Source organism: Lactiplantibacillus songbeiensis (assembly GCF_005405125.1).
Taxonomy (GTDB): domain Bacteria; phylum Bacillota; class Bacilli; order Lactobacillales; family Lactobacillaceae; genus Lactiplantibacillus; species Lactiplantibacillus songbeiensis.
The window spans coordinates 1-16091 of the sequence record NZ_BJDL01000025.1 but is presented as its reverse complement, the minus strand read 5'-3'; the positions used below and the strand labels follow the sequence as shown (position 1 = coordinate 16091).

13 protein-coding genes are annotated in these 16091 nt (G+C 43.8%); 11 read left to right on the top strand and 2 right to left on the bottom strand.

What is annotated here, in order from left to right:
- Positions 1-48 precede the first annotated feature (48 nt).
- Complete coding sequence (locus tag FFM77_RS10225; protein WP_137635663.1) at positions 49-579, top strand: hypothetical protein; 531 nt, start codon at positions 49-51, stop codon at positions 577-579.
- A gap of 276 nt (positions 580-855) precedes the next feature.
- Positions 856-1107: a hypothetical protein gene (locus FFM77_RS10220; protein ID WP_137635662.1), complete on the top strand. Its 252-nt coding sequence runs from the start codon at positions 856-858 to the stop codon at positions 1105-1107.
- Between the two features lie 302 nt (positions 1108-1409).
- Here FFM77_RS10220 and FFM77_RS10215 read toward each other — a convergent pair whose 3' ends face one another.
- Positions 1410-3638 (bottom strand): ATP-dependent Clp protease ATP-binding subunit, encoded by a 2229-nt coding sequence (locus FFM77_RS10215; protein WP_137635661.1) that lies wholly within the window; start codon positions 3636-3638, stop codon positions 1410-1412.
- Between the two features lie 641 nt (positions 3639-4279).
- On the opposite strand from FFM77_RS10215, the gene FFM77_RS10210 reads away from it, so the two are divergent.
- The 7 genes from FFM77_RS10210 (at position 4280) to FFM77_RS10180 (ending at position 11468) form a co-directional block, all read left to right on the top strand.
- A complete protein-coding gene (locus tag FFM77_RS10210; RefSeq protein ID WP_137635660.1) occupies positions 4280-4477 on the top strand; it encodes a hypothetical protein in 198 nt (65 codons plus the stop codon).
- A gap of 145 nt (positions 4478-4622) precedes the next feature.
- On the top strand, positions 4623-4889 hold the full coding sequence (locus tag FFM77_RS10205) for a phosphocarrier protein HPr (RefSeq protein WP_137635659.1): 267 nt from the start codon (positions 4623-4625) through the stop codon (positions 4887-4889).
- The gene (ptsP, locus tag FFM77_RS10200; protein ID WP_137635658.1) at positions 4889-6619 is read left to right on the top strand and encodes a phosphoenolpyruvate--protein phosphotransferase; all 1731 of its coding nucleotides are present in this window, start codon (positions 4889-4891) and stop codon (positions 6617-6619) included. The genes FFM77_RS10205 and ptsP overlap by 1 nt, the downstream gene beginning before the upstream one ends.
- 288 nt (positions 6620-6907) lie before the next feature.
- Complete coding sequence (locus FFM77_RS10195; protein WP_137635657.1) at positions 6908-8080, top strand: glycosyltransferase family 4 protein; 1173 nt, start codon at positions 6908-6910, stop codon at positions 8078-8080.
- A gap of 11 nt (positions 8081-8091) precedes the next feature.
- A complete protein-coding gene (locus FFM77_RS10190) occupies positions 8092-9114 on the top strand; it encodes a glycosyltransferase family 4 protein (RefSeq protein ID WP_137635656.1) in 1023 nt (340 codons plus the stop codon).
- Between the two features lie 2 nt (positions 9115-9116).
- Entirely contained in the window at positions 9117-10160 is a 1044-nt protein-coding gene (locus FFM77_RS10185) for a lysylphosphatidylglycerol synthase transmembrane domain-containing protein (RefSeq protein ID WP_137635655.1), read from the top strand.
- A 63-nt stretch (positions 10161-10223) separates the two neighbouring features.
- Complete coding sequence (locus FFM77_RS10180) at positions 10224-11468, top strand: D-alanyl-D-alanine carboxypeptidase family protein (protein ID WP_137635654.1); 1245 nt, start codon at positions 10224-10226, stop codon at positions 11466-11468.
- Between the two features lie 57 nt (positions 11469-11525).
- Here the strand turns inward: FFM77_RS10180 and FFM77_RS10175 are convergent, their stop codons facing one another.
- Positions 11526-12713 carry a pyridoxal phosphate-dependent aminotransferase gene (locus FFM77_RS10175; protein ID WP_137635653.1) on the bottom strand — a complete coding sequence of 396 codons (1188 nt, stop codon included), beginning with the start codon at positions 12711-12713 and terminating at the stop codon, positions 11526-11528.
- A gap of 331 nt (positions 12714-13044) precedes the next feature.
- On the opposite strand from FFM77_RS10175, the gene FFM77_RS10170 reads away from it, so the two are divergent.
- Positions 13045-13281: a YkuJ family protein gene (locus FFM77_RS10170; RefSeq protein WP_137635652.1), complete on the top strand. Its 237-nt coding sequence runs from the start codon at positions 13045-13047 to the stop codon at positions 13279-13281.
- A 146-nt stretch (positions 13282-13427) separates the two neighbouring features.
- Complete coding sequence (locus tag FFM77_RS10165) at positions 13428-15521, top strand: LTA synthase family protein (protein WP_137635651.1); 2094 nt, start codon at positions 13428-13430, stop codon at positions 15519-15521.
- Positions 15522-16091 lie beyond the last annotated feature (570 nt).

Genomic DNA, 16091 nt, shown 5'->3' with positions numbered 1-16091 from the left:
AGGTATCAGGTTAAGACTTGTTATAAATTGTTATTGGAGGAAATATAGATGAAAATAACTAAGATAATTGAAGTTGCATTGGCGGCAACGATGCTAGGTGTTGTTTCAATGACTTCAACGACTGCTCAAGCAAAAGGGGAGACGGAGACGCACTCTGTTACCGAAACGACTGAAGCAGATGGGACGCATTATTATACGATTGATGGAAAACACTATACACCAAAAGCTTATGCAACATGGGAAGCAAAACAAGTCAACAAAAGGTATGGTTATGATTCAGCCGTAGTGTTCGCCAAAAAGAGTAAATCAGGTAAATCTGTCGTTGTGACTGGTAATTTTGAAGTTTTAAATGCTAAAGAAGCTAAGCAACATAAAGCAACCTATGTACGGTTTAAAACTTATAAAGGTTATCAATCTGCCAAGTTAACCCAAAAATTAACTTTTAAAAAGACAATAAAGGCACCTAAGGCTAAAACGGTATCTATTCAAGCGGGATACTATAGTAAGACTAAGAAAAAAGGAAAAGTTTTTCACAAGGTATCAACTGTTGCACAGATAGTTGTTAAAGCTTACAAATAAGGATTACAATTAAAGCCTTTTAGTAACTCGTAAAGGTAAAATTGTGAAACACCTCCATGTCTGGGGAGCTAGGGAAAAGACGACTGTTAAAGTTTACAAGTAGAGCCTTAATTAACCTTCTCAATAATAAAGGAACGCTTAGCTCACTAATTGATTGTGAGTTAAACGTTCTTTGTGTATTAATGTTAATTTATTGAATCCATAAGCATATATCTTGAACCACGCCAATAAATTAGCTATATTAAGACTAATCTCAAATACAGGAGGGTACTGCCAATGAAGAAAGTAATCATTAGTCTAGCAGTGGTCTTGGCAAGTCTCGGGGGTTATTGGTTATGGCGGAACAAGGAACGGTTAGAAGCTGAAGCTCATCAACGAGGCGTCAGTGATCGATTAAAAGGCAAAGCGATGCAAGTCAAAGGGGCCGTTACAAGCAATCCAAAAGATAAATTAAAAGGTGATTTCTTAGCTGGGCGTGGCGAATTTCAGGATTGGTTAGTAGCGGTCAAATGTGATGCTAAAAAGTAAACTGAATGAGATTAATAGTTGTGGAGTCGTCAATGGTCGATAAGATTATTGACGACTTTTTTAGCAATGATAGGAAGGGCACATACTTGTTTATAAGCGGACACTGCATGAGCAACTACCTCACAAGGTCGTGTTAATTGTTGCAACGAGTGGTTGAGTGAGGTGAATCCGCATGAAGTTAGGTTGAGGTCATTTCAATATTGATGACCTATTATGGTGGGGCAGTGAGCTAATCTAAATTAGCAGATCAAAAAAGCGATAGACAACCCAATTCTGGGCCATCCATCGCTTTTAATCAATCACTATTTTGTTTCTTTAGCATCTTCCGCTGTTAACACGATCTTGCCATCTTCAACCTTAGCGACCATGTTCTTCACATCGCCGTGATCCAAGTAGAAGTCGGCAATTCGGTCTTCAATCTGTTCCTGGATGACCCGCCGTAATGGCCGTGCCCCCATTTCAGGATTGTAGCCGAGATCGACTAACTTGGCTTCGACAGGTTCGGTGACATGGACATGTAAGTCTTGGTTGGCTAACATGGTGTTAACGTCACCAATCATCAAGTCAACGATCTTCATCAAGTTTTCCTTGGACAAAGCGTTGAACTGAATAATGTCATCGAACCGGTTTAAGAATTCTGGCTTGAAGTAGTTGCCCAATTGACTAGTAATGTCATGAGTCTTACCTTCAGCGGCGGCGCCGAACCCGACATTGGCTTCGGAATCGCCAGTCCCGGCGTTAGAGGTCATGATAATGATGGTATCTTTGAAGCTGACCGTGCGACCTTGTGAATCGGTCAAACGACCATCATCTAAGATTTGCAAGAACATATGCATGACGTCAGGATGGGCCTTTTCGATTTCATCTAACAGAATCAAACTGTATGGATGCCGCCGAACTTGTTCGGTCAACTGACCGGCTTCTTCGTAACCGACATAGCCAGGCGGTGACCCGATCAATTTCGCCACTGAATGTGGTTCCATGTATTCACTCATGTCAAAGCGAATCATCGCATCTTCTGAGCCGAAGAGTTCTTTGGCTAATTGCTTAGCTAATTCCGTCTTCCCAACCCCGGTAGGGCCGACGAACATGAACGACCCAATTGGCCGACCAGTGCCGTTTAAGCCAATCCGGTTACGACGAATGGCCCGTGAGACCGCTTCAACCGCGGTATCTTGACCAATGACTTTGCCTTCCAAATCACCGGCTAAGGTCTTCATCTGAGCTTGTTCCTTAGCTTGCAGTTCACCAACTGGAATGCTGGTCTTTTCTTCGACGATTTGTTGCATGTCTTCGACAGTCACCGTTGCGGTATCTTCAGCCGACTTGTCCGCATTATCATCAGGCTTGGCTTTTTCAAGCTTAGCGACTTGATCACGGTAATAGGCCGCTTTTTCGTAGTCTTCCTTCTTCAAAGCATCTTGTTTCTGTTTTTCAGCGCCATCAATCTTTTCTTGGATGGTTTGTGGGTCGACCGTCTTCAAGGTTAAGTTCTTACGTGACCCGGCTTCATCGAGCAAGTCGATGGCCTTGTCAGGTAAGAAGCGGTCTTGGATGTAACGGTTCGATAACTTAACCGCCGCGACAATCGCGTCCGCATCGTACTTAACATGATGATAATCTTCGTACTTCTTTTGAATCCCTTGTAAGATCTTGATGGATTCTTCGACGCTCGGTTCATCAACCGTGACTGGTTGGAATCGACGGGCGAGGGCGGCATCTTTTTCGATGTCCCGATATTCGTTCAATGTCGTAGCACCAACTAATTGGAAGTCGCCACGTGCCAATGCTGGCTTCAAAACGTTACCAGCATCCATCCCACCTTCAGCATTGCCGGCACCCATAATTTCATGGATTTCGTCAATAAAGAGAACGATGTTCGGGTTCGATTGAACTTCCTTCATCAATTGCTGCATCCGTTGTTCGAATTGACCCCGGATACCGGTCCCTTGAACAAGGGAAGCCACATCCAAACGGATAATTTCTTTATTTAATAGTTTTTGGGGAACTTGACCAGAAACAATCTTCTGAGCCAAACCTTCCACGACCGCCGTTTTACCAACCCCGGCTTCACCAATCAAAACCGGATTGTTTTTTGTCCGCCGGTTTAAAATTTCGATGACGCGGTTGATCTCGTTATCTCGGCCGATGACGGGGTCAATCTTGCCTTGCTTGGCTTGGTCCGTCAAGTTATAGCCATATTGACCGAGGAGACCGCCACCCTGTTGCCCGCGCCGGTTGCCACCATTATTGGGACCAGCTGGCTGGGTCGGTGGGGTCTGTTGCTGGCGATAAGCGTCGTTAGGATCAACGCCGCCGCCCTGCATGGCCCGGAAGATATCGTCAAGACCGCCAAAACCAAATGGATCTTGTGCCATATCGTTACCTCCAACTCCATTATTTGGTTGCTGTTCCTGATTTTTCAACAGTTGATAGCAATTCTGGCAAAGATTGATTTGTCGCCGCTGACCGTTGACGTTCGTATAAAGATGAATCGTCGCTTCGTTCTTATGGCAGTTGTCACAAAGCATATTGCTGTCACACCTTTCATATCAGAAATATTGCTAAATCGATAAACTGGATTTAGTTAAAGGTTCAAAAATCATTTGACCTTTGTTGACCTTTGACTATTAGTATAGCAATTTTTTTCAACGGTGCAAGTCAAAAGTCTCAAGTTGAAAAGTGGCCTGATGTAGACTTGGCAGCACTCAAAAAAATCACCAAAGTTATCAATTTAATTATTTCTGAAGTTGTTCGACGGCTTGATCACATCGCTTGTTATTCATAGGAATCAGTTGTATATTGAACACCTGGTTAGGACTGGTCAATTTAACTAACCGTCTGTTATTATTATAGTACAAACCGTTAGTTTTGCATGGCAAAGGTCTGACCAGTGCTGATGTTAGTCAGTAGGCCTAGTTTTGGTCAGTTGGTGATAGCCGTATTTTATAGAAAAAGTGACAATATTAATTAAATTATTTAATTGGTTGCGTTATTTTAGTGGCTTGATTGACGTAAAAAAGCGGACGAAAGCTAATGTTTTAGTTATCGTACGAGTTGTAAAAGTTAATCGTCAAGAAATTGGTCTACCTATGAATGACGGCAGCAGTTAACCACGACTAACTGACTCGACTGAGCCAAATAAACGAATCAGGTAAAAGGGGGCCAGTTTGTGGCAACAGATTACACGCAGTTAATGGAAGATTTACGTACTGGCAAGCGCGATTCTTTCAGTGTTGATCCGGCTGATTTTATGGTATTTCATGATGCTTATATGCGCTATGAGTACCGGAAGCGAATCATTGGTATGGCTGACCTAGATGGCCATATCGTTTACCATATTGACAACGATGGTAAGGCTACCAATTAATCACAATTGAATGAATGAAAGGGCTTGTATTTCAATTGGATAATTGCTATCATCAATACTAAGGGCTCTTGAGCGATCGTGTTGGCGGCAACTCGGGTTGACTCGGAACCAATTAATTTACATCTTTGAAGGAGATCGAATAGTTATGGAAAAGAAAGAATTTCACGTAATCGCAGACACAGGTATCCACGCACGTCCCGCTACTTTATTGGTACAATCAGCAAGTAAGTTCAACTCAGAAGTTACGTTGCAATACCAAGACAAGTCAGTTAACTTAAAGTCCATCATGGGTGTTATGTCACTCGGTGTTGGTAAAGATGCTGATGTTACTATTTCAGCAGAAGGTGCTGACGAAGCTGATGCAATTGCTGCTTTAGCTGATACGATGAAGAAAGAAGGATTATCTGAATAATGGCTGAAAAGGTACTAAAAGGAATCGCTGCCAGTGATGGTATCGCGATTGCTAAGGCCTATATGCTAGTTGATCCAGATTTATCATTCGAAAAGACAACAGTTTCTGATACTGATGCCGAAATTCAACGGTTACATGATGCTTTTGACGCTTCTAAGGCCGAACTCCAAGTCATTAAAGACAAGGCGGTCGAAAACTTAGGGGCTGAAGAAGCAGAAGTTTTTGAAGCTCATATCACAATCTTATCTGACCCTGAAATGTTAGGACAAATTGAAGGCAAGATTAAGGATGATAAAGTCAACGCAGAAGAAGCCTTGAAGGAAGTTACTGATACTTTCATCTCAATGTTCGAAGCAATGACCGATAACGCCTACATGCAAGAGCGTGCCGGCGATATTCGCGACGTTACGAAACGGGTCTTAAGCCACTTGTTAGGGGTTACCTTACCAAGTCCAGCTTTAATTGATTCGCAAGTCATCGTGGTTGCCCATGATTTAACCCCTAGCGACACGGCCCAATTGGACCGCAAGTTCGTTAAAGGGTTCATCACGGACATCGGTGGTCGGACTAGTCACTCAGCAATTATGTCACGGACCCTTGAAATTCCTGCAGTTGTTGGTTCTGAAACCGCAACGGCTGATATCAAGGAAGGCACCACGGTAATTCTTGATGGGATTAACGGGGAAGCCTTAGTAGCCCCAACTGATGCTGAAATCAGTGACTACCAACAAAAAGCCAAAGATTTCGCTGCCCAAAAAGCCGAATGGGAAAAGCTCCGGAATGAAGCGACCGTTTCTAAAGACGGCAAGCATTTCGAATTAGCTTCAAACATCGGGACACCTGACGATATGGATGGTGTCTTGGACGCGGGCTCTGAAGCCGTTGGGTTATTCCGTTCTGAATTCTTATATATGAATTCAGCAGAATTACCTGATGAAGACACCCAATTCGAAGCCTACAAAAAAGTTGTCGAAGGGATGAAGGGCAAGCCAGTGATCGTCCGGACCATGGATATCGGTGGGGATAAGCATTTACCATACTTACCACTTCCCGATGAAATGAACCCATTCTTGGGTTACCGGGCTATCCGGATTTCATTAGACCGTGATGACATCTTCCGGACGCAACTCCGGGCGTTGTTACGGGCTTCCCATTATGGTCAATTACGGATTATGTTCCCGATGATTGCCACTTTGGATGAATTCCGTCAGGCTAAAGGCATCTTCGAAGAAGAAAAAGCCAAGTTGGTTGCGGCTGGCACCCCAGTTGCGGATGATATCAAGTTAGGTATCATGATTGAAATCCCAGCCGCTGCGATCTTAGCCGACCAATTTGCTAAGGAAGTTGACTTCTTTAGTATTGGGACTAACGACTTGATCCAATACTCCTTTGCTGCTGACCGTGGGAACGAACGCGTGTCATACTTGTATCAACCATACAACCCATCGTTGTTACGTTTGATCAAGCATGTCATCGACGCCGCTCACGCAAATGGCCGCATTGCGGGTATGTGTGGTGAAGTTGCTGGTGACCAAGTTGCGGTTCCATTATTGATGGGCTTAGGCTTGGACGAATTCTCAATGAGTTCAACTTCAGTTTTGAAGACGCGTTCATTGATGAAGACGATTGACACAACTGAAATGGCTAAGTTAGCTGACAAGGCCTTGAACGACTGTGTCACAAATGAAGAAGTTAAAGAATTAGTTGAAAAGAACGTTTTCGGCAAATAAGCTGATAATTTGATTGATAGCTAATTTTTGTAAACCGCGCTTAGGGCCTTTAAGGCTTTGAGCGCGGTCTTTTTGTTAATTCAGTCACATAACTTTCAGTGAACTCTTAATTTCTCTTAAGAATATTTGCAAGTCCCATATTGTCACCGTATAATATGTATAATTAATTCATTGAGACTGGGATGCAAGCGCTCAATTGGTTGCCTGACAAGCTGTTAGGAATTAGTTGAAGCAACGAGGGACCCGCTACGTGCTTTCGGGGTCGCCGGAAATAAAGGGAGAATCGACGTGAATATCGGGATATTTACAGATACATACTATCCGCAAGTGAGTGGGGTAGCAACGTCAATCAAAGTGCTGCGTAATCAACTCGAGCGGGCTGGTCATCAGGTCTATATCTTTACGACCACTGATCCGCATGTTGATAAGAATATTTATGAACGGAATATTTTCCGCTTTACTAGTATTCCATTCGTATCATTTACTGATCGCCGAATTGCGGTGCGCGGTTTATTTAAGGCTTACCAAGTAGCCAAAGATTTGGGCTTAGATATCGTGCATACGCAAACGGAATTTTCGATGGGCATGATTGGCAAGTTTGTTGCCAAACAACTCAAGATTCCATGTATCCATACGTATCACACGATGTACGAAGATTATCTGCATTACATTGCTAACGGTAAGCTACTCAAGCCGTATCACGTGAAAGAAGCTACCCGGGCCTATTGTTACCATTTAAATGGCGTTGTTGCGCCTAGTGACCGGGTCTCGAAGACGTTAACCCGTTATGGGGTTAAAGCACCGATTCGGATTATTCCAACGGGGATTGATATTAATCAATATGAGCAGGAATCGACAACAGATTACCGGCAACAACTGGGCTATCAACCCGAGACACCGGTCTTACTTTCGTTAAGTCGGTTAGCGTACGAGAAGAACATCCATGAAGTGATTGCCGCCTTGCCAGCTATTTTAGAACAAGTTCCAACGGTACAATTACTGATCGTTGGGGATGGCCCGGCCCGTGAAACGTTGGAGAATCAAGTAGCTGACGCTGGTCTAAGTGACCATGTGCAATTCACTGGTGAGATTGATAATGATGAAGTTTACAACTACTATCAGATGGCAGATTTGTTTGTCTCAGCTTCCAATTCGGAATCACAAGGGTTAACTTATATTGAAGCGATGGCAGCCGGTTTAAAGACCGTTGTTGCGGCCAGTCCATATACGGATCAATTGTTGGACGATCCGTCATTGGGAACGACCTTTAAGAGTGAATCAAAGCTGGTGCATGATGTGGTCAGTTATTTGCAACATCCACATGCTTTCGATGACCCGAAGCCGCGGCAAAAGAAACTGTATCAAATTTCGGCCGAATATTTCGGCAAACAGATCGTGAATTACTATCAAGATGTGCAATTGGCTTATTCGGAGACGAAATCGGCCGACATCAGTAACTAAGGGGACGAATTATGTTAAAGATCACCATGTTTTCGAAAGCCGACTCGGTTAAAGGTCAGGGTGTTGGGAGTGCGTACCGGGAGTTAATGGGCCTATTGCGGACACACTGGCAAGATGACTTTGAGATTAAGGTCAATCGGTATGGCCGTTCAGCAATTTCACATTATCATACGGTCAACCCGCTGTTTTATTTATCGACTTTTATGCCGAATCGTGGTCGTAAGATTGGCTATGTGCACTTTTTGCCAGAGACGTTGGAAGGTAGCTTGAAGCTGCCTCGGCCGTTTCAGGCGATCTTTAACCGCTATTTGATTTCGTTTTATAAACGGATGGATCACATTGTTGTGGTCAATCCGACTTTTATTCCTAAGTTAGAAGCGTATCAGATCAAGCGTGCCGATGTGACGTATATCCCAAACTTTGTCAGCAAACGTGAATTCTATGAAATGACCAAGCCTAAGCAGTTAAAGTTGCGGCAGCAGTATGGCTATGATCGTGATAAATTCATGATTATTGGGACGGGTCAGATTCAGGACCGTAAAGGGGTACCGGATTTTATTACGTTGGCGAAACGTAATCCAGATATTCAGTTTGTCTGGGCCGGGGGCTTTTCATTCGGTCGGATTACGGATGGCTATCAAGACTTGAAGAAAGTCGTTGATAATCCGCCTGCTAACTTGTCGTTTCCGGGAATCGTTGATCGTGATAAGTTAGTCGACTATTATAATATGGCCGACTTGTTCTTACTACCTTCCTATAACGAGTTATTCCCGATGTCGGTTCTAGAAGCCTTCAGTTGTGGGACACCGGTGCTACTCCGTGATTTGGACTTATACCGAGCGATTATTGATGGCTATTATGAAGCTGCTAGTGATGTGGATGAGATGCAGCATAAGATTGACCAATTACGGGCCAACCCAGCCGGACTACAATTCTTACATGATAAGGCGGTCTTAGCCTCTCAAGATTACTCAGAAGAACGGTTAGCGAAGATCTGGCATGATTTTTATTTGCAACAAGCAAAAGAGGGGTAGCCATGACTAGAAAAAACATCTGGTCATTATTGGCAATGGTTTTACTAGGCGTGGGGATCTCGTGGTACTCGTTACGTAATGTGAAGCTGAGCCATTTAATGACTGATATTTCCCAATTAAACTGGTGGTGGTTACTAGTTGCATTGGGTTGTGTGGGACTGTATTTTGGGTTGGAGGCCGTTGTTGTCCAGAAGTTTGTGCGCCATCGTTACCGGCACTACTCATTTCGCAGTGCCTTACGGGTACCGTTAGCGGAACAACTATTCAACGGTATTACGCCGTTTTCATCCGGTGGACAGCCGGCGCAGATTTTTGTGATGGCGCAGTCCGGGATTGATGCGGGCCGGGCCAGTTCAGTCGCGTTGATGAAGTTCGTGGTCTTTCAAGCGATGGTCGTCTTGAACTTTTTATTCGCGATGTTGATTGGGTTTAATTATCTGGCGGAGAAGTTAAGCTATTTGTCGTTGTACGTTTTTTTCGGCTTTTTGATTCACTTTGCTGTGATCGTTGGGTTATTACTCGTGATGTATTGGTATAACTTTACCAAGCGCGCGGTTAAGATCGTCTTAATTCCGGTCGGCTGGTTCATGAAGGCTGAACGGTTTGCCAAGTTACAGGCAAACATTAGCACGAAGATTGATTCCTTCTATGAAGAAAGTCTGCGGATGACCAAAGACTGGCGGATGCTAGTGGAAGTTTGTATCGTCACGTTCTTCCAGTTGCTCTTTTACTACCTGATTCCGTACTTTATTATGCGGGCGATGGGCTATCATGGCATCAACGTGATTATGGTGACTAGTCTGAACGTTTTGATCTTTTTAGTGACGTCGCTGTTTCCAATCCCTGGTGGCGCCGGTGGGGCTGAATTCGGGTTCACCGAGTTATTTGCCAAGTTTATCCCGAGTCACAGTAAGCTGATCTTAGCGATGCTGATTTGGCGAATCTTAACCTACTATCTAGGCTTGTTCCTAGGGATGTTTGCGATGGCGATGCGGCCAGAAAAAGCCGAGGAAATCCCAGAATCAGAAGTTAAGTCGTCAGAATGAATTTAAAATCAAAGCGCTAGCAACTGGCCAGCGCTTTTTATTAACTAAAGGAGTTTTTTAACGATGTGGAAGTTAGGTCGATTCTTATTTGTTCGGTTAGGTACCATACTAACCTTAGCTGGTGGTGTTTGGGGACTCACCAGTACGTTGGCGTTAGCCAAAACCAGCAAGGCTGATCAGGTAAAGGCGGCGTATATTATGGATGCCAAGTCAGGGCAAGCGGTTTATACACAAAATGCCGATGAAAAATTACCGATTGCCTCCTTGAGTAAGCTGATGACCCTATATTTAGTCGAAAAGGCTGTTCAGTCGGGTCAGATTAAATGGACGGATCAGGTGCCAATTGCGAAAAATGTCCGTAAAATGGCGGAAAGTAGTACCTTATCAACAATGCCCATGGCGGCTAAAGACCAGTTTACGGTGCGCCAACTCTTTGCAGCGACCTTAGTAGGCTCGTCTAATAGTAGTGCCATTGCATTGGGTGAACTCGTCGGTGGGAGTAACCAAGCGTTTATTGCCAAGATGAACCAGCAGGCAAAAAAATGGGGATTAGCGGCTACTTTTGTCAGTGCATCAGGATTAGATAATACGGATTTGACGACGTATCATTTAAATCTGCCGAAAACGAGTGCTAAGGCCCAGAATCTGGTCTCAGCTAAAGCCATCACCACGATTGCCCAACACTTAGTCACTGAATTTCCAGAGATTGTGACGGTCTCTAATCAGTCAGCAGTCAAGATTCATGACTACCGGGTCCCAACGTCAGTGCTGATTTTAAAGGGACAACGCTACTATGATGCCCGGGTCAAGGTAGATGGGCTCAAAACGGGGTATACGGATCAAGCTGGTGGGTGCTTAGTGGCGACGTACAAGCAAAATGGTCGGCGGATGATTGCGACCACGCTGGGCTCAAAGTGGAAGTTTACCGCGAATAATAATTTACGTTGGCGGCTAAAGCAGCAAGAAGTTTATCATCAGGTAGCCCCATCGACCATTCAATATCGAGTGCCTGGCACCAAGACGACATTGACTTTAGTGGCCACGGGTCAGACACAAGCATGGGAAAATACCCAGTCTTCGCTGCAGGCAACCAAGGTGAGTGCGATTAAGATTCAACGTAACCAGCCGAACTACTTAGCGACGCAGACCACGGTTATGCGATTACGGTTAACTGATCCGTTATCTGGCACAACCCAGACAATCGCGTATCGGACCCCGACAGCAGTGTCGTTAGCGGGGCCGCTACAGTGGGCCACCAGTGCCGCGACACCGCAACGGCTCAATATTCAATTGGCATTTGCTGATTAAAAAAAGACGTCGCTATCCGAAAATGGTTAGTGGCGTCTTTTTTTGAATACAATTGATTTAAGCGGTTTGGTTAGCTGGATTTTCAATGTACGCGGTTAGTCGGTCCATCGCTTTTTGTAACTTCTCCATGCTGGCAGCGTAGCTTAAACGGACGTAGCCTTCGCCTTGTTCACCAAAGCCAGTCCCTGGAATAATGGCTAAATGATTCTTTTTAGCCAGATCCTTGCAGAAAGCCATCGAGTCTTGTTGGAAGTTTGCTGGAATTTTGGCAAAGATGTAGAAAGCCCCAGTTGGCCGTGCAATCTTAAAGCCTAAGCCGTTCATCACTTTGTAGACGAAGTCGCGGCGCTTTTGATATTCGTTCCGCATTGGCAAGGCATCATCGAGTCCATTCTTTAACGCTTCGACCCCGGCCTTTTGTGCAACTGTGGTAGCGGCGGTGACGTAATATTGATGAACTTTCTTCATTTGCGCCGTCATTTCTTTTGAGGCGAACAAGAAGCCAATCCGCCAGCCAGTCATGGCGTGTGACTTGGATAAGCCGTTGATCAAGATGGTTTCGTCAGGAATATAGTTGGCGATGGAGACATGGGTACTGCCGTAAGTCAGTTCGCTGTAGATTTCATCAGAAACAACCCATAAGTTATGCCGTTGACAGCATTCGGCTAAAGCTTTGACTTCATCTTTCACGTAGGTGACCCCAGTTGGGTTGTTCGGATAGTTTAAGATAATGCCCTTGAAGTGTTCATCAGGATGTGCGGCGATGAAATCATCAATCATCTTAGGTGTGATAATGAAGTCGTTAACCCCAGTATCCATAAATAATGGCTTAGCGTGGGCTTCTTGAATAATCGGAATATAGGCTGGGAAGATTGGTGAGGGCACGATAATTGCGTCATCGGGATTACAAATCGTGGTTAGCGCCGTTGCAATCGCTTCGGTTGCTCCGACGGTAACTAAGACCTGATCTTCAGCGTCGTAATGGTTGCCGTACTTCTTAGCTTGAAAGTTCGCCGCAGCTTGCCGCAAGTCTAAGAGACCAGCCATGCCAGTGTAGTGTGAATAGTTTTCATCGATGGCTTTTTTAGCTGCATCTTTAACGTGTTGGGGAGTATTGAAGTCGGGTTCACCTAAAGTGAGTTTGACCATGTCAGGAATCGCACTAACTTCTTCATCAAATTGCCGAATCGTGGATACTTGGATCTGAGCAATCGTGGTATTGAGATCATCTCTAAATAACGTCATTGAAAAGACTCCTTTAGTTTTTTTTGCTGTTTGCAACCAGTTGACCGCGACTAGCGTTTTCCGCTAAAATGACGCCAGCGAGTATTAAACTAGTTATATTCAATCACGATCAGCCTAATTATCAGGCTAACAAGTAGCTAATGAGTAGCAAACAACATTTTTATTAAGTTGTCTTAAGTTTATCACATCTTGATAGGGACAAATGGCCGGATTGGGTTATAATTAAAAAGGCGAATTTAGCTTGAAAATGGGGCTTTCCGCTGAAAAAGGGTGTTATTAGTCCCAATTTTTGCTAGAATAAAAACAAAACCTAAGGAGCGAGATTATTATAATGGAAAAATCTGAATTATCAGCAATTCTCAAACGACTAGAAGCAATGCGGACGACTGAAGCCGCCGAGGTTCAATCCCGGCGCTTTGAAAAGGAAGGCGTTGAACGAGGCCAAGTTGCCTATGATCCCGCCACTTCAACGTATACATTACAAGAATTCAATCCGGACCAAAGCTTTGAATTTGATAACATTGATTTAGTTGCTATTGAGTTATACGACTTGTTAACGGACAATTAGCATTTCCGCCAATTAGATATTTTATAGACTGATCCATATTATGCGTTGAATATTGAAGAATTGTTGAAGAAATCTTCAAGTAATTGCTATCAAGCAACCAACCGTTATAATATGGATTTGTTAATAGCAATGACGGAGGAATTATGATGCCCAAATTTATCAAAAACACGGTCGGTAAGGTCAACACGACCTTAGGCTTCTTTGCCTTGACCGTGGTCTTATTTTGGCTCAAGACGTATATCGCGTATAAGACCGAATTCACGCTGGGGGTCAAAGGGGCCGTTCAGCAATTCATTTTAATCTTGAATCCATTTCCAACGGCAATCATTTTGCTGGGGATTGCGTTATACTTCCGCGGCCGCTTAAAATATTGGTTGTTAATGATCATTGACGCCTTACAGACGACCTGGTTGTTTGCCAATATTTTGTATTACCGGGAATTTTCTGATTTTATGTCAGCCGGAGTCATTAAAAGTTCTGGTGCGGCTAGCAATAACTTAGGGAAGAGTTTGAGTCAGATTATCCATGGGACGGACTTTTTAGTCTATGCCGATGTGGTTTTACTGATTCTATTGCTAGTCTTTCATGTGATTCGGATTGACCCACGACCATTTAAGCTGCGCTATGCGGCGACTTTAACAATGATTGGGGTGGCTTTGTTTGCTGTGGACCTCGGGATGTCAGAACATGATCGTTCAGACTTATTGACGCGGACGTTTGATAACAACTATATCGTGAAGTATTTAGGGCTAAATACTTATGCGGGCTATAGTGTCTATCAGACCGAAAAAGAAAGCGCCACTCGGGCCAAAGCTAGCAGTAGTGATCTCAAGAGTGTCTTAGCCTATCTGAAGAAGAACAAGACGGACACGAATATTCAGTATTATGGTAAAGCGAAGGGTAAAAACGTCTTTATTATTCATTTGGAAAGTTTCCAGCAATTCTTGATTGATTATAAGGTCGATGGGAAGGCTGTTACCCCTAACTTAAATAAGTTCTACCATAATAAGAGTACGTTGAGTTTCGATAACTTCTATAACCAGGTGGCTCAAGGGAAGACTTCCGATGCTGAAATGATGCTTGAAAACTCGTTGTTCGGGTTACCAACTGGGTCGGCGATGACGCAATATGGGACCTCGAATACGTTCCAAGCGGCACCGGCAATCTTGGATCAGGCCCAGGGCTATACAAGTGCGGCTTTTCATGGGGACGTGGCTAGTTTCTGGAACCGGGATAATGCATATAAGTCCTGGGGCTACAACTACTTCTTCTATTCGGCCTATTATAAGGAGAAGTCGAGTTATAATATCGGTTATGGTTTAAAGGACAAGATCTTCTTTAAAGATACGGTGAAGTACCTAGAACAGTTACCACAACCGTTCTATGCCAAGCTGATTACGTTGACGAACCACTACCCGTATACCCTGGATAAGCAAAACCAAAGTATCAAGAAGACCACCACTGGGGATTCAACCGTTGATGGTTATGTCCAAACGGCGCACTATCTAGATCAAGCATTTGCTGAATTTGTGACTTACCTGAAGAAGGCCGGCCTCTACAAGAACAGTATGCTAGTCTTATACGGGGACCACTATGGAATCTCGAATAACCATCGGGCGGCGATTGCTCAGTTATTAGGCAAGAAGACCGTGACAAGCTATGACCTGGCTCAATTCCAGAAGGTACCGTTGATGATTCATATGAACGGGTTAAAGGGTGGGATTAACCACACGTATGGTGGTGAAATCGATGTCTTACCAACCTTATTAGACCTACTAGGGGTTAAGAACAACTATATTCAATTTGGAAACGATCTCTTAGCGAAGAATCGGAATCAGACGGTAGCCTTTAGAAATGGGAACTTTGTCTCACCAACCTATACTAAAGTAGGGGGGACGATCTATAACTCGAAGACTGGTCAGGAGATTAAGCATCTGACGGCAACGCAGCAAAAGGCGATTAAGCAGATGCAGAATCACGTGACGACGGAGCTCTCGTTATCTGATCGGGTGATTGAAGGGGACTTGCTCCGCTTCTACACACCGAAGAACTTTAAAAAGGTTGATAAGTCTAAGTATAGTTATAAACCAGCAACAACGCTGAAGTCCTTAGAAGAGTTACAACAGGAAAAGAAGACAAGTGTCTTGTCGAAACACAAGAACAAGTCGACGGTCGATCTATATAAGACCGATGCACCAGAGTTATCTAGTTCAAGTGACAGTAGTTCGTCAAGTAAATAGAGTATGACTAGGAGGGCATCGTTACGGCGGTGCTCTTTTTATATATAGGCATAACGATTTGAAAAGTTGGGCTGCCATCGCCGTAGTTATTAGTCGACGGCTAAGTGAGCAAAACGTCGCATGGGGTTCACGTCTAATCTTGGTTAGGTGTCGTTGGCAGATCAATCACTTTTTTAAAATAAATCGAGAAAAAGACTTGACCTGCATACTAATCCTTGATAAGATATTACTTGTCGCTGCGAGAGAGCTACGAAATAGCTAAACCACAACGTTCAAGCGTTCTATTGATGAGAAAAGTCAGTTGCATAAATATTCAATTTCTTTTGGAAAAGTTGTTGACAGTTATCAATTGATTTGTTATTCTTATAAACGTTGCGTTACCAAGTTCAACAAGTTACTTAATCAAGTTGCTTAAAAATAATTGTTGACACGTTTGTGTCACGATGTTAAACTGATTAAGTTGTGTTGAGGTAATCAACCGATAGATTTAGATCTTTGAAAACTGAACAAAGTTTCGACGAATCAAATGTGTAGGGTCTATCAATTCTTGAATTGGTAGCAAACATTTGC